The 24951-nt window shown below is 58.7% G+C and carries 20 protein-coding genes; 10 read left to right on the top strand and 10 right to left on the bottom strand.

Annotated features, from left to right (window positions below):
* A partial coding sequence (locus RBB49_RS15145) for an alcohol dehydrogenase catalytic domain-containing protein (RefSeq protein WP_306143683.1) occupies nt 1-309 on the bottom strand: 309 nt, incomplete at its 3' end.
* A gap of 394 nt (nt 310-703) precedes the next feature.
* Here RBB49_RS15145 and RBB49_RS15140 point away from each other — a divergent pair.
* The 5 genes from RBB49_RS15140 to RBB49_RS15120 all read left to right on the top strand — a co-directional run bounded on the left by RBB49_RS15140 (nt 704) and on the right by RBB49_RS15120 (nt 6771).
* Nucleotides 704-1957 (top strand): sarcosine oxidase subunit beta family protein, encoded by a 1254-nt coding sequence (locus tag RBB49_RS15140; protein ID WP_306143682.1) that lies wholly within the window; start codon nt 704-706, stop codon nt 1955-1957.
* A gap of 16 nt (nt 1958-1973) precedes the next feature.
* A complete protein-coding gene (locus RBB49_RS15135) occupies nt 1974-2279 on the top strand; it encodes a sarcosine oxidase subunit delta (protein ID WP_306143681.1) in 306 nt (101 codons plus the stop codon).
* Nucleotides 2276-5278, top strand: coding sequence for a sarcosine oxidase subunit alpha family protein (locus RBB49_RS15130; RefSeq protein WP_306143680.1), 3003 nt, complete (start codon nt 2276-2278; stop codon nt 5276-5278). Before RBB49_RS15135 ends, RBB49_RS15130 begins: the two co-directional genes overlap by 4 nt.
* A complete protein-coding gene (locus RBB49_RS15125) occupies nt 5271-5846 on the top strand; it encodes a sarcosine oxidase subunit gamma (protein WP_306143679.1) in 576 nt (191 codons plus the stop codon). The genes RBB49_RS15130 and RBB49_RS15125 overlap by 8 nt, the downstream gene beginning before the upstream one ends.
* Before the next feature lie 178 nt (nt 5847-6024).
* On the top strand, nt 6025-6771 hold the full coding sequence (locus RBB49_RS15120) for an endonuclease/exonuclease/phosphatase family protein (protein ID WP_306143678.1): 747 nt from the start codon (nt 6025-6027) through the stop codon (nt 6769-6771).
* On the opposite strand, the gene RBB49_RS15115 is transcribed toward RBB49_RS15120, so the two are convergent.
* The 6 genes from RBB49_RS15115 to RBB49_RS15090 form a co-directional block, all read right to left on the bottom strand.
* The gene (locus tag RBB49_RS15115) at nt 6768-7253 is read right to left on the bottom strand and encodes an NUDIX hydrolase (protein ID WP_306143677.1); all 486 of its coding nucleotides are present in this window, start codon (nt 7251-7253) and stop codon (nt 6768-6770) included. The two genes, RBB49_RS15120 and RBB49_RS15115, sit on opposite strands and share 4 nt — an antisense overlap.
* A gap of 87 nt (nt 7254-7340) precedes the next feature.
* On the bottom strand, nt 7341-8255 hold the full coding sequence (locus tag RBB49_RS15110; RefSeq protein ID WP_306143676.1) for a nitrilase-related carbon-nitrogen hydrolase: 915 nt from the start codon (nt 8253-8255) through the stop codon (nt 7341-7343).
* A 363-nt stretch (nt 8256-8618) separates the two neighbouring features.
* Nucleotides 8619-10436: a single-stranded-DNA-specific exonuclease RecJ gene (gene recJ, locus RBB49_RS15105; protein WP_306143674.1), complete on the bottom strand. Its 1818-nt coding sequence runs from the start codon at nt 10434-10436 to the stop codon at nt 8619-8621.
* Nucleotides 10437-10484: 48 nt separating this feature from the next.
* Nucleotides 10485-11480 carry a class II fructose-bisphosphatase gene (glpX, locus tag RBB49_RS15100; RefSeq protein ID WP_306143673.1) on the bottom strand — a complete coding sequence of 332 codons (996 nt, stop codon included), beginning with the start codon at nt 11478-11480 and terminating at the stop codon, nt 10485-10487.
* A gap of 46 nt (nt 11481-11526) precedes the next feature.
* Entirely contained in the window at nt 11527-12849 is a 1323-nt protein-coding gene (locus RBB49_RS15095) for a homoserine dehydrogenase (RefSeq protein WP_306143672.1), read from the bottom strand.
* Between the two features lie 22 nt (nt 12850-12871).
* On the bottom strand, nt 12872-14089 hold the full coding sequence (locus RBB49_RS15090) for an LL-diaminopimelate aminotransferase (RefSeq protein WP_306143671.1): 1218 nt from the start codon (nt 14087-14089) through the stop codon (nt 12872-12874).
* 894 nt (nt 14090-14983) lie between these two features.
* Between RBB49_RS15090 and RBB49_RS15085 the strand changes: the two genes are divergently transcribed.
* Complete coding sequence (locus RBB49_RS15085; protein ID WP_306143670.1) at nt 14984-16789, top strand: alpha/beta hydrolase; 1806 nt, start codon at nt 14984-14986, stop codon at nt 16787-16789.
* Nucleotides 16790-16850: 61 nt separating this feature from the next.
* On the opposite strand, the gene RBB49_RS15080 is transcribed toward RBB49_RS15085, so the two are convergent.
* Nucleotides 16851-19172 carry an EAL domain-containing protein gene (locus tag RBB49_RS15080; protein ID WP_306143669.1) on the bottom strand — a complete coding sequence of 774 codons (2322 nt, stop codon included), beginning with the start codon at nt 19170-19172 and terminating at the stop codon, nt 16851-16853.
* Between the two features lie 300 nt (nt 19173-19472).
* Between RBB49_RS15080 and RBB49_RS15075 the strand changes: the two genes are divergently transcribed.
* Nucleotides 19473-20060 carry a DUF6653 family protein gene (locus tag RBB49_RS15075; protein ID WP_306143668.1) on the top strand — a complete coding sequence of 196 codons (588 nt, stop codon included), beginning with the start codon at nt 19473-19475 and terminating at the stop codon, nt 20058-20060.
* A 49-nt stretch (nt 20061-20109) separates the two neighbouring features.
* On the opposite strand, the gene speB is transcribed toward RBB49_RS15075, so the two are convergent.
* Nucleotides 20110-21093 (bottom strand): agmatinase, encoded by a 984-nt coding sequence (speB, locus tag RBB49_RS15070; RefSeq protein ID WP_306143667.1) that lies wholly within the window; start codon nt 21091-21093, stop codon nt 20110-20112.
* A gap of 251 nt (nt 21094-21344) precedes the next feature.
* Here speB and guaD point away from each other — a divergent pair, with 251 nt between their 5' ends.
* Nucleotides 21345-22670, top strand: coding sequence for a guanine deaminase (gene guaD, locus RBB49_RS15065; RefSeq protein ID WP_306143666.1), 1326 nt, complete (start codon nt 21345-21347; stop codon nt 22668-22670).
* Between the two features lie 5 nt (nt 22671-22675).
* Here the strand turns inward: guaD and RBB49_RS15060 are convergent, their stop codons facing one another.
* Nucleotides 22676-23893, bottom strand: coding sequence for an MFS transporter (locus tag RBB49_RS15060; protein WP_306143665.1), 1218 nt, complete (start codon nt 23891-23893; stop codon nt 22676-22678).
* Between the two features lie 67 nt (nt 23894-23960).
* On the opposite strand from RBB49_RS15060, the gene RBB49_RS15055 reads away from it, so the two are divergent.
* Nucleotides 23961-24398 carry a helix-turn-helix domain-containing protein gene (locus RBB49_RS15055; RefSeq protein ID WP_306143664.1) on the top strand — a complete coding sequence of 146 codons (438 nt, stop codon included), beginning with the start codon at nt 23961-23963 and terminating at the stop codon, nt 24396-24398.
* A gap of 40 nt (nt 24399-24438) precedes the next feature.
* A complete protein-coding gene (locus tag RBB49_RS15050; RefSeq protein WP_306143663.1) occupies nt 24439-24924 on the top strand; it encodes a hypothetical protein in 486 nt (161 codons plus the stop codon).
* The last annotated feature ends 27 nt before the right edge of the window (nt 24925-24951 follow it).

Genomic DNA, 24951 nt, shown 5'->3' with positions numbered 1-24951 from the left:
GGTTTTCGGGTTGAGGCAGTATTCGCAGTTGCGGCACTCGGGCGTATAGAGCGGAATGACGTGATCGCCCGGCTTCAACGTGGTCACGCCCGGTCCGACCTCCACCACGACACCGGCCCCCTCATGACCCAGGATCGCAGGAAACAGACCCTCCGGATCCGCACCCGACAGCGTGAATTCGTCCGTGTGGCAAATGCCCGTGGCCTTCACCTCAACAAGCACCTCAAAGGCACGCGGACCTTCCAGATTGACCGTCGTTACCTCAAGCGGTTTTCCGGCCTCCACGGCCACAGCTGCACGTACTTCCATAGAAAGACCTCCCTGAAATTGCTTGGTAACGAGAGTTACCGGCCCCGGTCCGAATTGCAAGAACCGAAACGACGCCGGGTGTTCGGAAAGCGAAAAATCCGTCCAGGTCAGCGCTGCATTGCATCCGCGTCAAATCCGATAAGTCTTTTCAATCCAAGGCCTTTCATCAGCGCTGCGTGCAATGGACACGGGCAATACGACACCTATGTCGTATTCTGACAAGCAGGCGACCGAAACCTGATACGCACAAGCGGGTTCAATCGTGATTATGCCCGGAAATGGACGGCCCAGAACCGCGCCGGTATGGTCGCCGCCTGAAAACTCAATCCAGCCGTGCCGTATTCACGAAACCCAATGCGGGAAAGCGGCGCGAAACGTGCGGAGCCGCTGCTTCATGAAGCGATATTCCTTCCTGGAACTGGCAAAGAACGCCTTTTCCGCGCACCAGAACTGGGGACGCCAATGGCGCTCGCCGGAACCGAAATCAGAATATGACGTCGTGATTGTCGGAGCCGGCGGACACGGTCTGGCAACCGCCTACTATCTTGCCAAGGAACACGGTGTGCGCAACGTCGCCGTTGTTGAAAAGGGCTGGCTCGGTGGCGGCAACACAGGGCGGAACACGACCATCGTCCGGTCGAACTATCTCTGGGAAGAAAGCGCGGCACTTTACAATCATGCCATCGGTCTTTGGCAGGGTTTGTCGCAGGAACTCAACTACAACGTCATGTATTCCGCGCGTGGTGTGATGATGCTGGCCCACACGGTGCACGATGTTCAGGTCGCACAACGCCACATCCACGCAAACCGGCTGGCCGGAGTACAGAACGAGTGGCTGTCGCCCGAACAGGCGAAGGATTACTGCCCCCCGCTGAATATCTCGAAGGATATCCGCTATCCCGTCATGGGTGCGGCCCTGCAGCGCGTCGGCGGAACCGCACGTCACGATGCGGTCGCATGGGGCTATGCGCGCGGTGCGGACGACATGGGTGTCGACATCATCCAGAATTGCGCCGTGTCCGGCATTCGCCGTGGTGCGGACGGTGCGGTCGAAGGGGTGGAAACCTCCAAGGGCTTCATCAAGGCGAAAAAGATCGGCGTCGTCGCGGCCGGTCATACCTCGACCGTCATGGATATGGCAGGTGTGCGCATGCCGCTGGAGTCCTACCCGCTTCAGGCGCTTGTTTCCGAACCGGTCAAACCGGCCTTCCCGTGTGTCGTGATGTCCAACACGATCCACGCCTACATATCCCAGTCCGACAAGGGCGAACTGGTGATCGGTGCCGGTACGGACCAGTTCATCTCCTATTCCCAGACCGGCGGCATCCACATTTCGAACCACACGATCGACGCCATTTGCGAACTCTTTCCGCATTTCCGGCGCATGCGCATGCTGCGCAACTGGGGCGGTATTGTCGATGTCACCCCGGATCGCTCACCGATCCTGTCCAAGACGCCGGTCCAGGGCCTTTATGTGAATTGCGGCTGGGGCACAGGCGGCTTCAAGGCGACACCCGGTTCCGGACACGTTTTTGCGCACACGATCGCGAAGGACGAACCGCACCGGATCAATGCACCATTCACAATCGACCGGTTCCGCACCGGGCGTCTTATCGACGAAGCGGCCGCAGCCGCCGTCGCGCACTGAGGGGAGAATTCATCAGATGTTGCTGGTTTACTGCCCCTATTGCGGTGTCGAGCGTCCGGAGACGGAGTTTTCCTGCGGCGGCCAGGCTCATATCGCACGCCCGGTCGATCCGTCCGCGGCCACCGAAGAAGACTGGGTCAACTTCCTTTACATGCGCAGCAATACCAAGGGTGTTTACGTCGAACGTTGGCGCCATACCCACGGATGCGGGCGTTTCTTCAATGCGGTGCGCAACACGGTCACCGACGACTTTCTCAGTTTCTACAAGGCAGGCGAACCGATGCCGGACCTTGAAGAGCTTGCCAAGGAGGCCGGCAAATGAGCCAGCCATTCCGTACCGAAAAAGGCGGCCGGATCGACAGGGCCGGAGAGATCAGCTTCACTTTCGACGGTGAACAGATGCAGGGGCACGCGGGCGACACGCTCGCCTCTGCCCTGCTTGCCAATGGCGTCCACCTTGTCGGCAGATCGTTCAAGTATCACCGGCCCCGCGGCATCGTCACGGCCGGTTCGGAAGAACCGAACGCGCTGGTTGGCATTTACCGGCACGGCGACCAGACCCCGAACCTGCGCGCAACGCAGGTCGAGCTTTATCAGGGGCTTGAAGCGATCTCCCAGAACCGCTTCCCGTCGCTCGGTTTCGATGTCGGTGCGATCAACGACCGGCTGTCGATGTTCTTTCCCGCCGGGTTCTACTACAAGACCTTCATGTGGCCGAAGTCCTTCTGGGACAGGGTCTACGAACCGGTTATCCGGGCCGCTGCCGGGCTCGGCAAGCCACCGCAAAATCCCGATCAGGACTTTTACGGCAACCAGTTTGCGCATTGCGATGTGCTGATAGCAGGTGCCGGCCCCGCAGGTCTTGCAGCCGCGCTTGCGGCGGCCGAATCCGGGGCAAGCGTCATTCTGTGTGACGAACAGGCAGAATTCGGCGGCTCCCTGCTGACGGAAACAAATGCCACCATCGACGGCAAGGCTCCCGCCGACTGGGTTGCAGAGACGATCGGTAAACTTGCGGCAACGGACAATGTCCGCCTGCTCTCAAGAACCACCGCTTTCGGCTACTTCGCTCATAACTATGTCGCGCTCGCCGAACGGGTGACCGAGCATCTCTCGCAGCCCGACCCCAAACTCCCCCGGGAACGGTTGTGGCAGGTCAGGGCCAAGGAAGTCGTGATCGCTTCGGGTGCGATCGAGCGGCCGATGGTCTTTCCCGAAAACGACCGCCCCGGGATCCTGCTTGCCGAGGCAGGGCGCACCTACCTGAACCGTTACGGGGTCAAGGTCGGGCACAAGGTGGTGATTGCCACCGCGTGTGACACCGCCTGGCAGGTTGCCTTCGACCTTGCCGATAATGGTGTCGAAATCGCCGCCATCGTCGATCTGCGCGAAAGCCCGCCTGAAAGCCTTCTGTCAATCGCCAAGGCACGGAACATCCGCGTCGAGGCCGGGTGCGTCGTCACCGGCACGCTTGGGCGCAAGCGCATCAAGGCTGCGCTCCTGGGCAAACTCATGACATCCGGTCAGGTTGCCTCCGGCGGTCAGGTCGATTGCGATGCCCTGCTGATGTCCGGCGGCTGGACGCCGACCGTCAGCCTCTATTCGCAGTCTCGCGGAAAGGTCGTCTGGGACGGCGACAAAGGCGCTTATGTTCCCGGCAAATCCGTTCAGAAAGAACGCTCCGTCGGCGGCGCGAAGGGGCTCTATGGATTGCAGGCAACGCTCGAGGACGGGTATGCCGCCGGTGAAGAGGCCGCAAAGGCCGCGACCGGGAAATCAGCCAAGGTCACCTACGCCGCGGCGAGCGGCGGTGAACCCGGTGAAGGCGGCACGCTTGGCGCCCTGCCCCATGACCGCAACGCGTCGAAGGTCAAGGCGTTTGTCGACTACCAGAATGACGTCACCGCCAAAGACGTCAAACTGGCCGTTCGCGAAGGCATGCATTCGATCGAGCACATCAAGCGCTACACGACGACGGGCATGGCAACGGATCAGGGACGCCTTTCCAACATGAACGCGCTGCAGATCGCGTCCGGCGCGCTGGAACGTCCGATGACCGATGTCGGTCTGACCACGTTCCGCCTGCCCTATACGCCGACGACATTCGGAATCTTCGCGGGCGTTGCCCGTGGCGATTTCTTCGATCCCGTGCGCAAAACCCCCTCGCACGACTGGGTTGTCGAGCATGGCGGTGTCTTCGAAGACGTCGGACAGTGGAAGCGTACATGGTATTTTCCAAAGCCGGGTGAAGACATGCATGCTGCGGTCGCGCGCGAGTGCAAGACGGTGCGCGACAGCGTGGGGCTGTTCGATGCCTCGACGCTCGGCAAGATCGAGGTTGTCGGGGCGGATGCGGCCGAATTTCTTGAACGCATGTACACCAACCCGTGGAAAAAACTTGCGCCCGGTCGCTGCCGTTACGGCCTTCTCTTGAATGACGCCGGCTTCATTTCCGATGATGGTGTTATCGGACGACTGGCCGATGACCGCTTCCACGTGACCACCACGACTGGCGGAGCGCCAAGCGTGTTCGCCACCATGGAAGACTATCTGCAGACGGAGTGGCCGGACCTCGATGTCTGGATCACCTCGACGACCGAACAATACGCGGTCGCGGCGGTCCAGGGGCCGAAAGCGCGTGAGGTCATCGCCCCGTTCATCGAAGGCGTCGACCTTTCCAACGACGCATTTCCGCATATGAGCGTACGGGAAGCCACCTTCTGTGGTGTACCCTGCCGCCTCTTCAGGATTTCGTTTACGGGCGAACTCGGTTTCGAGATCAACGTGCCGCGCCGCCACGGAAAGATGATGTGGGAGACGCTTGCCGGGGAAATCGAAAAGCATGACGGCACCACATACGGCACCGAGACCATGCACGTCCTGCGCGCCGAAAAGGGCTACATCATCGTCGGCCAGGACACGGACGGAACGGTGACGCCTCAAGACGCCGGCATGACCTGGGCCATCGGCAAGAAAAAATTCGACTTCGTCGGCAAACGCGGGCTGGATCGCCCCGATCTCGTCGCCGAAAACCGCAAGCAGTTCGTCGGGCTTCTCACCAAGGACCCGAAGGTGAAGCTGGAAGAAGGCGCTCAGATAACGACCGCCGAGAATCCAGCCACTGGGACACCCGCCGAAGGACACGTTACGTCGTCCTATTTCAGCCCGGCCCTTGACCGGACAATCGCGCTGGCCGTCGTCAAGAACGGTCATGCCCTTGAAGGCAAGACGCTTTACGTCCCCATGCCGGACGGCAGCATTCCGGTCGAGGTAACCGGTCCGGTGTTCTATGACAAGGAAGGAGCACGGATCAATGTCTGACGTTCTGGCCAATGACCTGATCACGCCCGACGCCGGGGCCGACCCGCTCTTGAGCCTCGGCGATGTTTCAATCCTCAAGGCGGCACCGGTAACACGGCTGTCGTTCCGTGCACGACCTGCCGGCGTGGTTGATGCCGGCAGCGCCTTTGGCGTGTCGCTGCCCACCAAAGCGCTCACCTGTGAAGTGGCTCCCAAACGCGCCGCGCTCTGGATGGGCCCCGATGAGTGGACGCTCATCGCCCCGGAAGAGGATCTGGGCGACGTTTTCGGGGCGCTCGAGACCAAACTCAAGGATCAGCCGCATGCGCTGGTCGACATATCAGAGCGCTCGGAAGCGATCATCGTGAGCGGTGAAAAGGCAGCCTGGTTGCTCAACACCGGCATCTTCATCGACTTCTCACTCGATGCCTTTCCGGTCGGAACGGTCTCGCGCACGATCTTCCACAAGTCACCTGTGATGATATGGCGAACCGGACCGGACACGTTCATCGTGGAAGCGTGGGTTTCCTTCATGGACTACGTTGCCGGGCTTCTGGTTCAGTCAGCCGGGGAACTGGACGCAGCCTGACGCAGCCTGACGCATCCAGGCTCAACAATGCGGAGCCTCTGTGGCCAGGTTCATGGAGGCTTTTTTGTTTTAGTGGGCTTACGCTGCGTGCAAATCCATGTTGCCGTGTTTCAACGTTCATTGTTTTCTCCAATCGTTGACTTGCAAACACGCGCCAAATCCCGCAACTCTCTCCGGCATGCTCAAGATCGGTTCCTACAACATTCAAAAGGCAATCGGCGTCGACGCCCGTCGCCGCCCCGAACGGACGTTGAAAGTCATTCGCGAGCTCAATTGCGATGTTCTGGCCCTGCAGGAAGCCGACAAACGCTTTGGTCCACGCGAGAGCACTCTGGACAGGCTCACGATCCTTTCAGAAACCGACTATCGGCCCGTGCCGTTTTCAGAAAACGGCAGGAGCCTGGGTTGGCACGGAAATGCGATCCTTGTTCGCGATTCAATCGGGATCATAGAGTTTCGCAAACTGAACCTGCCGACACTTGAGCCGCGTGGCGCGGTCGCGGTGGATCTCGACATAGGCGGTGAAAGGATCCGCGTTGCCGCCATGCATCTCAGCCTTGTGGGACATTTCCGCAAGAAACAGATCAGTTCGCTGATGCACCAGTTGCATGAAAACCTCGACTATCTGCCGACAGTACTGATCGGGGATCTGAACGAATGGCGCGACGCGGCGCGCAGCCTGAAACTTTTCGAGGAGCGTTACGAGGTCACGACACCGGGCAAGAGCTTTCCGAGCCCTCTTCCGGTCGGAAGTCTCGACCGCATCATCACCAGTCCGGAGTTCACGGTTGAAAAGGCCGGTGTTCACAAGTCGAAAACGGCGCGCGTGGCGTCGGATCACCTGCCCGTCTGGGCGCATCTTTCCCTGGAAGCTTCAGGTCACCTGTCCGTCAGTGCAGAAAACTCCTCTGAAGAGGTTTCCTAAGCGATTTCCGCCCGATGGTGGTGGAGGAATTGTTTCAGACTGTTTTCGTTCGCGTGCTCCACGGCTTCGGAAAACGGCAGCCAAAGACATTGCCGCTGACCCAGTTCCGGAAACTCGCTCAACTGCTTCTCGAACTGCAGTTTGAAAACCAGAACCTTTGTCGGCTCCTTCGACCCGTCCGACCGGCCCTTGTACGAACTGAAAGTGCCGAGTGCGTGTGGATCGGTTTTTCCGATGACACCTGCCTCCTCGTAAGCTTCCGTGGCGGCCGTTTCATAATCCTGTCTGTCAGGCTCCGGCCATCCTTTGGGCAGGATCAAACGACCTGTATCCCGCGTCGATACCAGCAGAATCTCGTTCTCTGTCTCGCCCGGACGAATGCACAGGGCCGCGATCTGCAAGCGGGCCGGCTTGTAGAACAAACCCAAAAGCCCCTGCAGCCACGACGCATCCCCATTTCCAAACGGTCTGGACAGACTCACTTTCACACCTTCCTCTGATGGAGGTGTGTACATAGTGGTGTTCGCACTATTTGTCTAGACAAAAGCGCACTTTGTGCATCAGCCTATCTACTTACTCACAAATTCCCTCGCGTCATCGACGTTGAGCGAGACCAATGCTGCGCTCCACGCCCCCGGCCATACCTCGGCTTTGCCGTCTTTCAGGGCTGTCAGCTCTGCCATGGGAACAGCGCAAGTCAGAAGAGGTTCTTCCGAACCGGTTCCGTCGGTCGCCGCAATCTCGGCCGCAACGCCGGTGAAACCAAGACTTTCTTCGCATGGAACGTACAAGGCGGCTCCGGAAACACTGGACTCGTTTTGCGTCGTACCCTTCGAAACCCCGACCACACCGCAAACGGCGACGGCGCACATGAGTTCGACCGCGCGCGCCTTGGCGCATCCGAAAACCCTATGATAACCGGAGAGTTTTTCGGTCATGGACGGCACTAGTACGAGATCCGGCTTCGTTGCGGCGAGCAGACAACTCAACGCAGGCATCTCGATATCGAGGCAAATGAGAATCGCCATCTTCAGGCCATCAAGCTCAAAGACCACGAGTTCGCTGCCGGGTGTAAGACGCCAGGTTTCCGGGTCCTGTTCGAATGGTGTCAAGCAAAGCTTGTCCTGCCGGATACAGCGGCCATCCGCTGTCAAAAGAAACGCCGAATTGGTGATGCCGTTGTCCGACTTCACCGGCATGGTTCCCAGGAGAATGGAAATGCCGTGCTTTTGAGGCAGAGGAGCCACCAGTTTCAACAGCTCAACGCCCACGTCAGCAAGGAACGCCATTTCAAGATCGGGTGTCAGATCCGCCGGCTTGAATGCAAGGCAGCATTCAATGAAGTACTCCGGAAGCATGATCAGTCTTGCACCGGTCACAGCGGATTTGCGCATTTCTTCGTCGATGAGGCGTGCCAGTACCTCCACCGAAGCCGGAGCACGGCTCAGGTTAAACGACCAGAGCGCAATAGGATAATCGGACATGCCGCACGTCTCTCCAACAGTTGACCTGTCAGACATAGCGGCGGTATCGCGCTGATTTCAAGCGTGAATGTTGGTCCGGATCAATCCAGGAAGAAACCAACAAAAACGGCGAAAAAGACAAGGAATCCGCTTCCGACGACAGTTCCCTTCGGCTGCGATGGCAAAGATCTCAGTTTTGCCGACTTGCGCACCTCGCGAATGCCTTTTAGGGCATTGTCCGTGCGTTTCTCGATTTCCGCAAAATATGGCGAAAGCTCATTCTGAGCGCGCATATCGATCCCTCACGATTCCTTCGTGAGGAAAAACTAACGTCAAGGGCCTTAGGGTTTGGTTAATGCGCCTTTACCCTGTGGGCCAGGGACTTCACAGACGGGTTTTCTGTGGATCGGCAACATCCAGAATGCGCAATTGCACCTTTGGCGTGCCTTGCCAGGTATCGATGGAAAGCGTGCCGGCAAGATGAAGATTGCGGCCCCTGCCTTCCAGCAGCATCTTCCCATGAGGTTTGTCTTCCGCCTTGAAACAGATGGCTTTCAGCGACGACCCGTCACCGGCGGCAACCGTTGCCCGGACATGCCCCTTTCCCACAACATCCGCGAAAGAGATCCGATGCGCGGGGAAGACAAACACAGGCTCGGAGTGACCTGCGCCGAAGGGACCGGCTTTCTCAAGCATCTCCATAAGGTCGAGCGTTGCCCCGGCGGCCGTCAGAGCTGCATCAACTCGTATTTCTCTTTTTTTTGTAGCCGCTTCAACATCTTTTTTGAGAACCTGATTGAAGAACGCCTCCAGGTCATCGGCTTTTTCCCGCTGCACGGTCAGGCCGGCTGCCATCGCATGTCCGCCGCCCTTTTCAAGGAGCCCGTTTTCGACTGCCTGGCGCACGGCGCTGCCAAGATCGACGCCGTGAACGGACCTGCCCGAGCCGGTCCCCTTGCCCGTCGCGTCGTAGGCAATGGCAAAGGCGGGCCGCCGGTGTGTTTCTTTCAAACGAGAGGCAATCAAGCCGACTATTCCGGGATGCCAGTCCTCTGAACCGGTGAGAAGGACCGCCGGGTCACGTGTGTCGATGGCGGCGAGTGCCTCGGCACCCGCTTCCTCCAGCATGTGCGCTTCCATCGCCTGGCGTTCATTGTTCAGCTGATCAAGCCGCTCGGCGATTGCGCGCGCTTCGTGAGGGTCCCGGGTCGTGAGCAGGCGTGCGCCGAGCGCGGCGTCGCCGATCCGGCCACCTGCGTTTATTCTCGGCCCCACAAGGAAACCCAAATGGTAGGGAACCGGCTTGCCGTTCACCCTTGCCACATCGGAAAGCGCTGTCAGACCGGGATTTTGCCGCTGATGCATGACTGCAAGGCCCCGCGTCACGTAGGCGCGGTTCAGGTCCTTCAGAGGCACGACATCGCACACAGTTCCAAGGGCGACAAGATCAAGCAGCGACATCAGATCCGGCTGCCGTTTCCCCTCGAATGCCCCTCGGCGCCGTAGCTCCCGGTTCAGGCCAACCAGAAAGAGAAATGTCACACCAACGGCGGCAAGGTGCCCCTGCCCTGAGAGATCATCCTGACGGTTCGGATTGACGAGCGCTGCGACGTCCGGAAGCGTTTCACCGACCTGATGGTGGTCGATCACAACCACATCGAGGTTCAGGGCGCGGGCTGTTTCAAACGCTTCGCCGGAAGTGCTGCCGCAGTCCAGCGTGACCAGCAGTTCGGCCCCGCCTGCATGAAGGTGCTCGATCGCCGGGCCATTGGGGCCGTATCCTTCCACGATCCGGTCGGGGATGTGAATGATCGGGTCGAGCCCCAACCAATTGAGGTACTTGGCAAAAATGGCAGAGGACGTCGCACCATCAACATCGTAGTCACCAAAGATCGCGATTTTTCCAGATGCCTGAACGGCGTCAGCGACCCTTTCCACGGCAGCGTCCATGTCCTGCAGGCTGGACGGGTCGGGCATCAGGGACTTGAGAGTCGGCTCCAGGAAGTCGGCAGCCCTTTCCTGCGACACGCCGCGCGCCGCCAGAACACGCGCCAGCACGTCCGGAAGGCCCTGCAGTTGCGCAATCGCCATCGCGGTCCGTGCCTCGGAAGCGCTTAGCCGCTCACGCCAGGCATTGTCGTTTGCAGATTTGGCAACCCCGAGTACGAGCCGCCCGTCTTCCTCGCCGTCTTTTTCGATCATTCAAGCCACGACCGGATACCGAGCCTCAATCAAGACCTGATCCGGTTCTCAGTCCAGGTGAAACTTTTCCAGATCATGGTGCTGGGCCTTGATGTAGCGCACTGTCCCTGTCGAGGACCGCATCACCACGGTGTGGGTGGTGATGTGCTCGCGCCCAAACCGGACACCCTGCAGGAAGTTGCCGTCCGTCACGCCCGTGGCCGCGAACAGCACATCAGGCCCGGCCATTTCTTCCAGCGTGTATTTCTTCTTGATGTCTTCGATGCCCATGCGATGGGCACGATCGACCTGTTCGTCGCGCGTGATCACCAGCCTGGACTGCATCTGTCCGCCGATACAGCGCAGGGCAGCCGCGGCCAGCACACCTTCGGGTGCACCGCCGATGCCGGCATAGATGTCGATGCCGGTCTCGTCGGGGTCGGTTGTGTGAATGACACCGGCAACGTCGCCATCGCCAATCAGACGGATCGCAGCGCCGGTCGCTCGGATGTCCTCGATCAGACGCGCGTGGCGGGGACGGTCGAGCACGCAGGCAGTCACTTCAGAGACGGCAACACCCTTTACCTTGGCAACCGCTGCGATGTTGTCGGCAACCGGCGCATCGAGGTCGATCAAGCCAGCCGGATAGCCCGGGCCGATGGCGATCTTGTCCATGTAGCTGTCCGGCGCATTAAGTAGATCGCCGGCAGGGGCCAGCGCGATCACGGCCAGCGAATTCGGCAGGTTCTTCGCGCAGATGGTGGTGCCTTCCAGCGGGTCGAGAGCAATATCGACCTGGGGCCCCTGCTTGGTGCCAACGTTCTCGCCGATATAGAGCATAGGCGCTTCGTCACGCTCGCCTTCGCCGATAACAACCGTGCCATCGATCGGCAAACGGTTCAGTTCGCGCCGCATGGCGTCGACCGCCGCCTGATCAGCTGCCATCTCATCACCGTGTCCCCGGAGACGCGCAGCAGACACGGCCGCCCTCTCGCTCACACGAGCCAGTTCAAGGGTCAGAATCCGGTCCAGTCCACTCGACGGCTGAATTTCAGTATCGGACATCAACATCTCCAGTCTCTCCCCCGCGGCAAGCGGCGGTACCTTACTCTCAGTTCAGCTTTTCAATGCGTATCATCTGCGGAGGCTCGGCGACGACGCCCTTGGACATGATGACGTCCAGAGCCTCCTTGATCGCGACCTCTGTCGTTTCATACGTGATCAAGATGACAGGTTGAGGTGGCTCCGTGTTGCCGGATGCCGGCGGCTCTTCAGCCGACTGCCTCTTTTGAACAATCGATTCCAGCGAAATGCCCGCATCACCCATGCACCGCGCAATCTCGGCAAAGGCACCGGGGCGATCGAACACGGAAAGCCGGATGTAATACCCGCCCTCATGCAGTCTCATGCGTGCGCGCTGGTAGTCTTTCAGATCGCGCGCAGGCATCCCGAGGGCGCTGGTTCTGTCACCCCGGGCAACGTCGGCGATATCGGCCACAACGGAAGACGCTGTTGCGTTCCCCCCGGCACCGGGTCCGACAAGCACAATCTCCCCAACGAAGTCGCCGTCAGCGGCGACCGCGTTCAGAACACCGTCGATCCGGGCAATCGCCGAAGACTTCGGCACCATGGTCGGGTGGACACGCTGCTCGATACCCGTGTCGGTGCGCTGTGCCACACCCAAGAGCTTGATGCGGAAACCGAGTTCGTCTGCCGCCTGAATATCGGCCGTGGTTATGGAGGTGATGCCTTCCATATAAATGTTGTCGCTCGATATCTTGGTGCCGAACGCAAGACTGGTCAGGATCGCCAGCTTATGTGCGGTGTCGTTGCCCTCAATGTCAAAGGTCGGGTCCGCTTCGGCATATCCGAGACGCTGCGCATCGGCGAGACAATCCTCGAAGCTGATCCCTTCCGCTTCCATGCGTGTGAGAATGTAATTGCACGTTCCGTTCAAGATCCCGTAAACGCGGCTTATATCGTTGCCTGACATGGACTCCCGAAGCGTCTTGACGATCGGAATCCCGCCGGCGACCGCAGCCTCGTAGTTCAAGGCAGCATTGTTGGTATCGGCCAGTTCGGCCAGTTCGACACCGTGGCGGGCCAGCAGCGCCTTGTTGGCGGTGACAACATGGACACCACGTTCCAGCGCTGCGCGGACACTGTCTTCAGCCGCACCGGATTCGCCGCCGATCAGCTCCACATAGATGTCTATGTCCGCGCTCTTCGCCATCTCGACGGGATCGCTGAACCATGCACAGGCGGAAACATCAATGCCACGGTCCTTGGAGCGGTCGCGGGCGCTTACCGCGCTCACCGTTGCAGCGGTCCCGGTTTTGCGGGCGATCTGCTCACCGTGTTTTTCCAGTAGTTGCACAACCGACGTGCCGACCGTGCCAAGACCGGCGACGCCAATTTTCAATGCCTCAGCCATTCAGATTATTTTCCAGTTCAATTCAGCCAGAAGTCTCAAGCGGGATGACGTTGTGCAGCTTTTGGTCCGCAGTTTCAAGAAAGCGGCGAATATTTCTCGCTGCCTGCCGCAGGCGCTGCTCATTCTCGACCAGACCGATACGCACGTAATCATCGCCGTGTTCGCCGAAGCCCAGGCCCGGTGCCACGGCAACATCGGCACGTTCGAGAAGGAGCTTGGAAAATTCGAGACTGCCAAGCGCCCGGAATTTCTCCGGGATCGGAGCCCAGCAGAACATGCTTGCGTCCGGTGCCGGCACGTCCCAGCCGGCCCGTCCGAAACTGTCCACCACAACGTCCCGGCGTTTCTTGTAGACCTGCCGGGTCTCGTTGATGCACTCCTCCGGCCCGTTGAGTGCAGCGGTCGCGGCAACCTGGATCGGCGTGAACGCACCATAATCGAGATAGGATTTCACGCGCGAGAGCGCGGATACCAGCCGTTCGTTGCCGACGGCGAACCCCATGCGCCAGCCGGGCATGGAAAATGTCTTGGAAAGCGAGGTGAATTCGACGGTGACGTCCATCGCGCCCGGCACCTGGAGAACGGACGGCGGCGGTGTCGCTCCGAAATAGATTTCCGAATAGGCCAGGTCGGACAGAATGAAAATGTCATGCTTGCGCGCAAAGGCAACGACGTCCTTGTAGAAGTCGAGATCAGCACAATAAGCCGTCGGATTCGCGGGATAGCAAAGAATGATCGCGATCGGTTTTGGAACCGAGTGGATGACGGCACGCTCAAGTGCATCGAAAAACGCCGGACCGGGTTCGGCGGGAACGTTGCGGATTGATGCACCGGCCATCAGAAATCCAAACGTGTGGATCGGGTAGCTGGGATTCGGGCTCAGGATCACGTCCCCCGGCGCGGAGATCGCCTGCGCCATGTTCGCGAACCCTTCCTTGGATCCAAGGGTGGCGATCACCTGTGTATCGGGATCGAGCTTCACTCCGAAGCGGCGGCCGTAATACGCAGCTTGTGCCTTTCGCAGGCCCTGAATGCCCTTTGACGCCGAGTAGCGGTGTGTCCGCGGATCCTGAACCACTTCCGTCAGCTTATCCACGATGTGCTGCGGAGTGGGCAGATCAGGATTGCCCATTCCAAGGTCGATGATGTCAGCACCCGCAGCGCGCGCCTTTGCCTTCAGACGATTGACCTGTTCGAAGACATACGGCGGCAGCCGTTTGATCTTATGGAATTCCTCCATGGCGCTGATCCTTGCGAGTTTACGTTTTAGCAGCACACGGCCATGGCATGTCCGCGCGGCGGGGCTCTTTTAGCAGCCTCGAAGCGTTTTCGCATCCGTCTTTGCGAAACTAGCCACCTAATTTTGGCAGGTTTTGCGGAAAGTAATTTCCAGCACTGCCCTTGCCCGCGGATTTAAAACGATTAAGTCCGCGCCACCTCTTTGTTGCGGCCCGACGCCGGTAAATCATCCGCATGGCCGGGTTCCAAAGGTCGCGTGTCTCGGTCACGCGCGCTTTTCGTCCTCAGTGCGTGTGAATTCACTGCGAACCGGCTAGTGATTCAAGGTATTCTGCCGTCTCCTCGCGCTCTGAAGGGTTGATCAGGCCACTCGACTCACCGGCGCTCACCGGACGGTCATACCCCTTTGGCTTCGGCACGTTGCCGTCCAACTGGGACTTGTCGCGCTTGAGGGCGACAATGAGAGGCGTGCCCGGACCGACGCCACATGCGGTGACGGCTAAACAGAGGAGTATTGCGCCCCAAAACACACGCATTCCAGTCAGACTCACCGTGTTCCTCCCGCGGCGATGCAAACGAGACCGTTCGAACTTGCGTCGAAACGCTATCAGGTATTTGGCCATGGTGCGGCAAGTTTCAGATCTTTTCCAGAAGTATGAAGATGTTGTGGCGCGAACATGCACGGGATCCGCCACCCGCGCCGCGCGCCGTAACCAAAGCAATCCGCCACCGTCTGCGGTTCAATACGGATCGACTGTGCGCGCGCCATATGCCATATAGGAATGGCAGGCAAAATACTGGCGGGAAAAGAACCAGATAACTCGAATTGAATACCAATACCTTCCGGCTGGCCGCGGCGGGAGGAAGCAAGAACACACCGGAGGAAACCGCACCGATGTCCGACGACCGCCCGCATCCGATGTTGCATTACATAATCAACAACCCGGAAGCGTTTGCCCAAAACCTGGCAAAGACCCTGGAACAGGCGGGAAAAGCGCTGGCTGCCTATATCGAGCCGCGCGAACAAGGCAAGATCAAGCACGAATCGACGGACGAACTGACAGGCGTGGTCAAGACGTTGGCCCAGGTTGGCGAGTACTGGGCGTCCGATCCGCAGCGCGCCCTGGAGGCGCAGTCCCGGCTCTGGGGCGGCTACATCGAATTGTGGAATTCCTCCCTGAAACGCATGATGGGAGAGCAGGCGGAACCGGCCGTTGAAACACCGGCGAAAGATCGGCGCTTCGCAGATCCGGAGTGGAAGGACAACCAGTACTTCGACTTCATCAAGCAGCTTTATCTGATCACCAGCAAGTGGGCCGAGGAGATGGTCCATGACGCCCAGGGCCTCGATGAGCATACGCGTCACAAGGCGGAGTTCTACGTCACCCAGATCGCAAACGCGGTCTCCCCTTCAAACTTCGTTCTGACCAATCCCGAACTGCTGCGCCTGACGATGGAAAGCAATGGCGAGAATCTGGTGAAGGGTATGCAACATCTGGCCGAAGATCTGAAAACGGGTCAGGGTGAACTCAAGATCCGGCAGACGGACCCCTCCAAGTTCAAGCTCGGCGACAACCTCGGCAACACTCCGGGCAAGGTGATCGCCCAGAATGACGTCTGCCAGGTGATCCAGTACACGCCGACAACCGGCGAGGTCCTCAAGCGACCCCTGCTGATCGTGCCACCATGGATCAACAAGTTTTATATTCTCGATCTGAACCCGGAAAAATCCTTCATCAAGTGGGCTGTCGATCAGGGCCATACAGTGTTTGTCATTTCGTGGGTCAACCCGGATGAACGGCAAGCTCAGAAGAGCTTCGAGCACTACATGAAGGAAGGTATTCTCAACACTCTGGACGTCATCAAGCGCGCGACCCGTCAGCAGGAGGTCAACGCGATCGGTTACTGCGTGGGCGGCACACTGCTGGCCGTAACGCTTGCCTATATGGCGAAGACCGGTGACGACCGCATCAAGACATCAACTTTCTTCACGACACAGGTCGATTTCACATTTGCGGGCGATCTCAAGGTTTTCGTGGACGAAGAGCAGATCTCGGTCCTTGAAAAGCGGATGGAAGAACAGGGCTACCTGGACGGATCGAAAATGTCGTCGGCATTCAACATGCTGCGGTCGAACGATCTGATCTGGTCGTATGTGGTCAACAACTACCTCAAGGGCCAGGACCCCTTCCCGTTCGACCTGCTCTACTGGAATTCCGATTCCACGCGCATGCCGGCTGCAAACCATTCTTTCTACCTGCGCAATTGCTACCTGGACAACAAGCTCTCCAAGGGAGAGATGGAGGTCGCAGGTGAAATGCTGGACCTTTCCAAAGTCACCATTCCGATCTTCAACCTTGCCACGCGCGAGGACCATATCGCACCGCCCAAATCGGTCTTTCTGGGGTCTGGCTGCTTCGGCGGTCCCGTCGACTATGTTCTGGCCGGGTCCGGGCACATCGCAGGCGTCGTCAATCCGCCGGCGAAGAAGAAGTACCAGTTCTGGACCGGGGGCGAGGCGAAGGGCACGCTTGAGAACTGGCTCAAGAATGCCGAAGAACATCCCGGTTCCTGGTGGCCATACTGGGATCAGTGGATCCGTTCAAACGACGGAGCGACCGTCAAGGCGCGCAAACCGGGTGCGAACCGCGTCAAGATCCTGGAAGACGCGCCCGGATCGTATGTCATGCAGAAGGTCTAGGTCCGGTCTGGCGGCAGGCTCCGAAGACACCCGATCGGGTCAACGCACACCGAAAAACCGTTCAGCCCGACTGGGCGCTGATTGGCATGAAGGTCATGCCGAGGAGTGCTGCGAATTTTTCCGGTGCCATCGGTCTTCCAAAGTGGAAGCCCTGCACGGTTTCACACTGGCAGCTTGCCAGGAACGCCTGCTGTTTTGCGGTTTCGACACCTTCGGCGACGACGTTCAGGCCGAGTTCCCGCCCGAGCGAGATGATCGCGCGCGCGATGCTGCGATCATTCTCGTCCGTTTCCAGATCCCGGATGAAACTCTGATCGATCTTCAGACGGGTCAGCGGAAAATTCTTCAAAGCGATCAGGCTCGAATATCCCGTTCCAAAATCGTCAATAGCGAGTTTCAGGCCGATCTTGCGGAAATCGTCCATCAGCTTGACCGCCTGATCCGCGTTCTTCATCAGGAGATTTTCGGTGACCTCCAGTTCAAGGTGCTGCGCCGACAGGCCGGTTCGCTCAAGCGTGTCACAGACGTCTCCGGTCAAGGCGGCATCGCGAAACTGCCGGGGAGAGACATTCACGCCGATGGTGATCGTCGGCAAGCCCTGGAGCTGCCATTCCCTGTTCTGGCGGCAGGCCTCAAACAACACCCATCGCCCGAGTGGCACGATCAGGCCGCTGTCTTCGGCCAGGGGCACGAAGTCTTCAGGCATCAGTCTGCCCAGGAACGGGTGCCGCCAGCGCACCAGCGCTTCGGCACCCACGATCCTGCCGCTGAAGAGATCATACTGAGGCTGGTATTCGAGACGAAACTCGCCATTGTCAATCCCTCGGCGCATATCCTCCAGCAAGGTCAGCCTGTTGAAGGATTTTTCGGGCCTGGTGCGCTCGAAAAGCTTGAAACCGTCCCGTCCCTGCGACTTGGCTTCGAACATCGCCTTGTCGGCATTCTTCAATAGCTGTTCGGCATCTTCGGCATCCGACGGGCAGCTTGCCGCACCGATGCTGCAGGTGACGTGGAACGACAGATCACCAATGGAGATCGTTTTGGTGATTTCGTTCCTCAGCTTCGTCATCAGATCAACGAGCGCCAGTTTCTGCGCATGCTCACCCTCAACGATGAGGACGAATTCATCCCCGCCGAAACGCACGGATTCGTGCTGGCCGCTGTGAACGGAAAGAATGCGCTCGGCGATGATCATGAGCACCTGGTCCCCGACCGCATGGCCGAAGCTGTCATTCACAAGCTTGAAATCATCGAGATCGACAAACAGAACGGCAACCGGTTCGCCGGATTGCAGACTGTCTGCGACCTTCTCCGCCAGCTTGGCCTTGAAATCGTGCCGGTTCGGAAGCCCCGTCAGAACGTCATGGTTCGCAAGGTAACGAATCTCGGTTTCGGCGCGCTCCCGTTCTACAGCAATGGAAGCCAGGCGGGCCGCCTCAACGGCAAGCCTGTGCTCATGCTCCGTCGGCCCGCGCACTTCGTTCGCATAAAGCCCAAACGTGCCGAGAACGCGCGCGTCCTTGCCGAAAAACGGCACGGACCAGCAGGAGCGCATATCAAACTCCCGGATGAGATCCCAAAAATCACTCCAGAGTTCGTGTTCGAGCATATTCTCCACGAACACGCTCTCCCGTCTGTAGACCGCTGTCCCGCATGAGCCGACCTTTGGCCCGACCGGCGTGCCCTGACACAGTTCGACGTAGCGTTCCGGCAGGTTGGGCGCAACGGCCGGACGCAGATGTTCGCCATCCTCGCTGACCAGCATGACGGAGGCCATGACGCCATCCATCTGGCTTTCCATGGTGAGGACGAGCGTCTCCAGAACCTCATCCAAGGGTTTGGACGTGGCGATCTCCTGCAACACCTTGTTCTGGCCCTGCTGCAGAAGTTCCGCTTTCTTGCGCTCCGTGATGTCCCGCGAGATACCGACGATACCGACGACTTCGTTGTTCTCGTTCAGAACCGGGTACTTGGACGTCGACAGCCAGCGACGCGCACCGTTTTTCGGTGTTGCGACTTCCTCGTAATCGATCCGGGCTAACTTTGAAGCCATGATCTCGGCTTCCGTATCCCTGTACGCCTGCCCGGTCTCCAACGGGTGCAGTTCAAGGTCCGTCTTGCCGATCACCTGGGACGGATCTTCAAGGCCGAGATCAAGCGCAACCTGGCGGTTCGCCATAACGAAGCGGTGATGACGATCCTTGGCGAAAATGTAGTCCGAGACGTTGTTGAACAGCGTCTGAACCCAGTCATCGCTCAAATGCAGTTGATCACCTTTCTCCAGATGATCGAGCAAGTTGATGCGGTCAAGCTCTTCTGCGAGAGTCTTTCCGTTCGTCAAATGGACGTGATTTTCACCTGCAAGCATTGTCACTTTTGTCATCCAGTCGATTCACCAGGCCGGATCATCGGATAATTCGATATTTTATGTATTTTGCACCTAATAAACAATAAATAGGCAGGTACATTGAGAAATAAACACCGGATTACGCAAAGAAACTCCCTCTGTTTCATGGCCAATGAAGCCAGTTTTCGGAGATTGTCCGCTTCGCCGTAGCGAGAATATTGCGACGGCTTCAGTTGGCCTGCCCTGCGGCACTTTCGGCGCATGGTGTGGCCGAGATTGCCAAGCGTCGCGGAGTGAGGGTATGGTTGCGCTTCGATCGTAAACGCAGCGTTAACCATGCAAACACCCGAACGACAGTTCCATCTGGTTCAGCCGGCACATCACAGGGGGCACCCTGCGAACTCCGTTCTCGGGAACCTGCGCACGACAGGCAGCGGCAAGCCGGCAAGTGCGCGCGCGACCTACGCCAAGATCCTGTCGCCAGCGCTCCTCTCCCTTGCGATCTGGTCACACATCTGGGTCGGCATTCCGGCCGCCTTTGCCCTGACTATTCTATCGCTTGCAGGGCTTCTTGTTCTTCAGCGTCAGCGGACAGTTGAGCCGGGGAAACCGTCTTGGGCACGTGCTGTCGGATACGGTGAGCGGATCTGGCTGAACCGGCTGCACACACCCATTCCCGACAAGCTGAGCGCGCGCATAACCACCCTTTTCTTCGTCTACTGGCTCGGTGCGGTGATTGCCTACTCGGGCGGAGTTACGACATCGCCCGTACTGACCGGCACCGGCCTCGTCGTTGCCTATTCGGCGCAACTGGTGTGTTTCCAGAAGCTGGCCGTGCTGTTCGAGCAGATGAAAAACAAGTCGCCGCTCTATCAGTTCTGGTCATCAGCACCCGACAATGACAACACGGGCAGACACGCCTGACATTCTTCACACGCGCTCTGCACCAAGACCGGAACAGCCACGGGACGGGTCAGCGCATTGAGCTGTCCTGTTTCCCTGCTCCCTTTCGTTTTTCAGCCAGTAGACCGATATAGGTCAGCGCGACGCTGGCACCGGCGATCGAGGTGATATCGGCGTGGTCGTAGGCCGGCGCGACTTCAACAACGTCGCCCCCGACGAAGTCAATCTCACGCAACCCCCGCAAGATGGAGAATGCTTCCCGCGATGTCAGCCCCCCGGAGACAGGTGTCCCGGTACCAGGCGCAAAGGCCGGATCCAGGCAATCGATGTCAAAGGTCATATAGGCGGGGCCGGAACCGACGCGACTCTTCACGAGATCAATCACGCCGGACACCCCGAGATCTTCAAGTTCATAACCGAAAACAATGTCCAGCCCGCAGGTTTCGGGCGCATGGGTGCGGATGCCGATCTGGATTGATCTTTTCGGGTCGATCAGGCCCTCCCGGACCGCGCGTCCGGTAAAGGTGCCGTGATCAATCCGGTCGCCCTCGTCGGGCCACGTGTCCTGATGCGCGTCGAACTGCACCAGCGCGAGCGGGCCGTGTTTGGCCGCATGGGCCTGCAACAGCGGATAGGTAACAAAATGATCACCGCCGATTGAGAACAGGTGCGTGTCCGTTGCCAGGATTTCCGCGGCCTGAGCTTGAATGTGTCCCGGAACGTCTGCGTTGCGGCCGTAATCGAAGACGCAGTCGCCGTAATCGACGCAAGCGAGATCTTCAAACGGGTCCATGTGAAAGGGGTATTGGGGATCGCCATCAAAGATGGCCGAGGCCCTGCGCACGCCCTGCGGCCCGAAACGCGCTCCGGGACGGTTGGACACAGACGCATCAAAGGGGATGCCCCAGACCGCGAGGTCAACGCCGTCAAGGTCCCGGCTGTAGCGCCGCCGCATGAACGACAGCGCGCCAGCATAAGTCGATTCATGCGACCCGCCCTTCAGCGACTTTCCAAGAAAGGCATTGTCCGTCGGACGCGGTAAATCTGCTGACATTTCATCTTCCTTTGTGCGGCCTGCGGTTCGGGTCCAGAAGACTTTCACCTCGTGCAAACGGTCTTTAACAGACGCGGACAAGCGCTGCCAAATGAAACAATCGCGGATATTCGCAAAGCTGTGCACCCCGGTTGTCCTGCAAGAACCATCGTTTTTTCAACAAGCCGATGCTGCCCATTGTTCCATCGAGCCTGCGCGATTAAAACTGGGTTTCTTCCCGCATCCTGCAGACTGATCAAGGACCTCACGCTGTGGCTGACCAGACAAGAACACTCCTGCGCGGCAGACTGCTGAGCTTTCATGCCTGTCCGAAGGGGGCGGACGATACGGCTGCCTATACCTACGTGGAAGACGGTGCCCTCCTCCTTTGCGGCGGTGTCATCGAGGCGTGCGGCGGCTTTGGGGAGCTTTCAACGCAGGCACCGGAGGGCGTGGAGATCATCGATCACCGGCCGCACCTGATCCTTCCCGGTTTCATCGATACGCATATTCACTTTCCTCAGGCACAGGTGATCGCCTCCTGGGCCGACCAGTTGCTGGACTGGCTGAACGACTACACGTTTCCGGCCGAACAGAAATTTGCCGACAAGGCGCATGCCGACCGGATTGCAGCGCATTTCTACGACGCCCTGATCGCGCATGGCACGACCACGGCAGTTGCCTATTGCTCCAGCCATCCCAATTCGGTCGATGCCTATTTCGAGGAAGCGGACCGCCGTGGCATGATGATGCTTGGCGGCAAGACGATGATGGACCGCAATGCGCCGCCGGGTCTCTGCGACACGGCACAAAGTTCTTATGACGACAGCAAAAGGCTGCTTGCCAAGTGGCACGAAAAGGGCCGCGCGAGATACGTGATCACGCCCCGTTTCGCGATCACCTCGACACCGGAGCAGCTCGAGGCTGCCGGAAGCCTTCTCCGGGAACATCCCGGGTGCCATCTTCAGACCCACATCAACGAAAACCACAATGAAATCGCATTCACACGCGAGCTTTATCCGGATGCCGCCCATTATCTCGGGGTCTATGAAAGCTTTGGTCTTCTGGGGCCGAAGACATTACTCGGTCACTGCATTCACATGACCGGACATGAGCTTCACGTGATGCGCGAGACCGGCGCTGTCGCCGTCTTCTGCCCGACCTCGAACCTGTTCCTCGGCAGCGGTCTTTTCGACAAGTCCGGCCTGGAAAGCGCAGGCATCCGGACCGCAATCGCAACAGATGTCGGCGGCGGAACCAACTATTCCATGCTGCGCACACTTGATGAGGGTTACAAGATCCTGCAACTGCAGCGCCAGCGGATGCACCCGCTCACCAGTTTCTACTGGATCACACTGGGGAATGCGCAGGCCTTGTCGCTTGCCGACAGGATCGGAACGCTCGATCCCGGAACGGACGCGGATCTGGTGGTGCTCGACGCGACTGCAACGCCGGCAAAAGCGCTGCGCATGGAAACAGTCACCACCTTGTCCGAGGAGCTCTTCCTCCTGCAAACGCTCGGGGATGACCGGTGCGTGGTGGAAACCTATGTCGCGGGTACGCCGCAAAAGGACGGGCTCTCCACCCTCACCGGCTGATCCGGTCAAGCCTTTGCTTTTCCCGGCACGCCAAGGAATGCGGCGGCCATTGCCCCGATCGCGAATGCGGCAAAAACACCTCCTGCTCCCCAGAAGACAGGTTGAAAACCGGATGATTGCAGAAAGGCCGTCAACAGCAAGGGCGAAACCACCTGCCCGGCAAACATGGCGGTGGTCACCAACCCGGAAACGCTGCCTCTGCGATCGCCCGGTGCAACCTTCAGGGCAAGCACGAAGAAACCGGGCTGCACCAGGGAATAACCTGCGCCGATCAATGCGGCTCCCGTGAGAACCAGCGCCCAGTCCGGATGTGAAACGATGACACCGAACCCTGCCGCCATCGTGGCGAATCCGGCTGCAAAAACGGCCGGGAGACCGAAAATGTCACTCAAACGTTTGAACAGCATGGCTGTCATGCCACCTGACAGCATGAGGACCGCAAGGGTCACGGCGGTTCCCGACGCGGGGTCGCCCCCGATTTCCACCAGGTAAAACGGTATCTGGCTCGGCATCAGGAAGAACAGCATGACAGTGCACATCGTCAGACCGCAAATGGCAGCCACCGCGCCAAGCCATGGACCTTTCACCCGTGTCATTTGCGCCTGCGCGCTGGCGCTCTCTGGTGACACCCCTTCCCGCTCCTGACGACGTATCTTCACAAGCAGCGGCAACAAGAGAACGGGCAGCAGGTAAACGAGAAACGGGAGCCTTGGAGACGCGCCTGCCAGAGCGCCGGCGAAAGTAATGAAGACCAGTCCGCTAAAGTTGATCGCGACGGTCTGCCAGCCGAGAAATGCGCTGCGCAGCGAGCCTTCGAACAAGTCACCGACAAGCGCGACCTGAGCCGTCATCGTCAGGGCGACAGCCGCGCCGAGTATGAACCGGCTTATCAGGATAGACTGAAGATCCGGCAGATAAGCGCCCGCGCTTCCGGCGAGGGCAAAGAGAACCACTCCGCCGATCAATAGCCCTCCCTTCCCGATCCGGTCGGCGAGCACACCGGCCAGCGGTGCGACAAGGATGACAGTCAAAGACGGCGCAGCGACCAGGAAACGCGTAAGATACCCGGCATTCGGAACACCTGAAAAACTTGCCTCAAGATCCGGCAACGCTGGACTGATGGTGGCGTTCGCCATGATCTTCAAAGTGGCTGTCAGCAGCAGGCCAATGGCCGCGGCATTCAGCCAGGATGGCCGCAACGAATTTCGATGATTTTGGAACATGGGTTTTCCTTGCAATTTGATCAGGATCGCGCCACGCTATCAATTCAAGTCGACTTGAGGTCAAGAGATGAAATTACTCGATATTTCTGAAATCTCGCAACAAACAGGCATCGCTGCCTCGGCCATTCGCCACTATGAGGAAAAGGGACTTCTAACCTCGCTGGGACGGCGTGGCCTGAAACGTCTTTTCGGTCCTGAGGTGCTCGACCAGCTGGCGCTGATCACGCTTGGCAAGACCGCCGGGTTTTCGCTCGACGAGATCAGGGACATGTTCGGGCCGGACGGCCGCCCCGACATTTCGCGCGAAAAACTGAACCGGAAAGCGGATGATCTCGATGAGCAGATCAGGCACCTTGCCAGCCTCAGAGACATGATCCGTCACGTCGCCGTCTGCACGGCTCCATCTCACATGGAATGCCCACGGTTCAGGAAGCTGTTGCGCGTCGGAAGCCGGTCACGAGAAAAGGCGCGTCGTGATGGAGGTCATAAATTGAATGTCCGGTGACCAACCACCACAATAACTTGCGAATACATCGAGACATCAAATGCAGATTCCAAAAATTCGCAAACGTCCAATCGATCCACCAATCCTAATGGGACGCATTACGATTGACCTGAAAATCGAATTGTTTGAACGACGTGAAAGCACCACCAGCGACGAGAAAACGCTGCAGGCGTATTTCGCGGCTTTGCTCGGCATTCCAGTCTCAAAGGACTTGGACGAGACAATGAATAACGCTTGGGTTTTCAACTTCACGGTCACTGAGATAAGTAATGAAACAGGTGCGGCCTCGTATGATATTCTGGGCCCGATCGGGTTGGTGCCCTGGCTTCTAATTCCGCCCACCGTTTCCGTGTCGCTTGAAGGTTCGCTTACAGAAGCAAGAACGGGCAACATTCTTGCTGAAGCCATCAAGACAAACAGCTTCGAAACCAGACGTACTTTTTTTAAAAAAAAGACAAGGAGCTTGCCGATGATCGAAGTCTCGGCAGTTGGTTTACTGAAGGAATTGAAGCAAAGCATGCTTTGACCTGCAGACATACATCAAGAAGCCTAC

The sequence above is a fragment of the Roseibium sp. MMSF_3412 genome, from assembly GCF_030733265.1.
Taxonomy (GTDB): Bacteria; Pseudomonadota; Alphaproteobacteria; order Rhizobiales; family Stappiaceae; genus Roseibium.
Note: the sequence above shows the minus strand (reverse complement) of the source record. Positions and strands in the feature narration are given on the sequence as shown.

What these genes read in the sequence shown, in the direction of transcription:
- RBB49_RS15140 (WP_306143682.1), top strand. Translation starts at nt 704, where the DNA reads ATGAAGCGATATTCCTTCCTGGAACTGGCAAAGAACGCCTTTTCCGCG.
- RBB49_RS15135 (WP_306143681.1), top strand. Translation starts at nt 1,974, where the DNA reads ATGTTGCTGGTTTACTGCCCCTATTGCGGTGTCGAGCGTCCGGAGACG.
- RBB49_RS15130 (WP_306143680.1), top strand. Translation starts at nt 2,276, where the DNA reads ATGAGCCAGCCATTCCGTACCGAAAAAGGCGGCCGGATCGACAGGGCC.
- RBB49_RS15125 (WP_306143679.1), top strand. Translation starts at nt 5,271, where the DNA reads ATGTCTGACGTTCTGGCCAATGACCTGATCACGCCCGACGCCGGGGCC.
- RBB49_RS15120 (WP_306143678.1), top strand. Translation starts at nt 6,025, where the DNA reads ATGCTCAAGATCGGTTCCTACAACATTCAAAAGGCAATCGGCGTCGAC.
- RBB49_RS15110 (WP_306143676.1), bottom strand. Translation starts at nt 8,255, where the DNA reads ATGTCCGATTATCCTATTGCGCTCTGGTCGTTTAACCTGAGCCGTGCT.
- recJ (WP_306143674.1), bottom strand. Translation starts at nt 10,436, where the DNA reads ATGATCGAAAAAGACGGCGAGGAAGACGGGCGGCTCGTACTCGGGGTT.
- glpX (WP_306143673.1), bottom strand. Translation starts at nt 11,480, where the DNA reads ATGTCCGATACTGAAATTCAGCCGTCGAGTGGACTGGACCGGATTCTG.
- RBB49_RS15095 (WP_306143672.1), bottom strand. Translation starts at nt 12,849, where the DNA reads ATGGCTGAGGCATTGAAAATTGGCGTCGCCGGTCTTGGCACGGTCGGC.
- RBB49_RS15090 (WP_306143671.1), bottom strand. Translation starts at nt 14,089, where the DNA reads ATGGAGGAATTCCATAAGATCAAACGGCTGCCGCCGTATGTCTTCGAA.
- RBB49_RS15085 (WP_306143670.1), top strand. Translation starts at nt 14,984, where the DNA reads ATGTCCGACGACCGCCCGCATCCGATGTTGCATTACATAATCAACAAC.
- RBB49_RS15080 (WP_306143669.1), bottom strand. Translation starts at nt 19,172, where the DNA reads ATGACAAAAGTGACAATGCTTGCAGGTGAAAATCACGTCCATTTGACG.
- RBB49_RS15075 (WP_306143668.1), top strand. Translation starts at nt 19,473, where the DNA reads ATGCAAACACCCGAACGACAGTTCCATCTGGTTCAGCCGGCACATCAC.
- speB (WP_306143667.1), bottom strand. Translation starts at nt 21,093, where the DNA reads ATGTCAGCAGATTTACCGCGTCCGACGGACAATGCCTTTCTTGGAAAG.
- RBB49_RS15060 (WP_306143665.1), bottom strand. Translation starts at nt 23,893, where the DNA reads ATGTTCCAAAATCATCGAAATTCGTTGCGGCCATCCTGGCTGAATGCC.
- RBB49_RS15055 (WP_306143664.1), top strand. Translation starts at nt 23,961, where the DNA reads ATGAAATTACTCGATATTTCTGAAATCTCGCAACAAACAGGCATCGCT.
- RBB49_RS15050 (WP_306143663.1), top strand. Translation starts at nt 24,439, where the DNA reads ATGCAGATTCCAAAAATTCGCAAACGTCCAATCGATCCACCAATCCTA.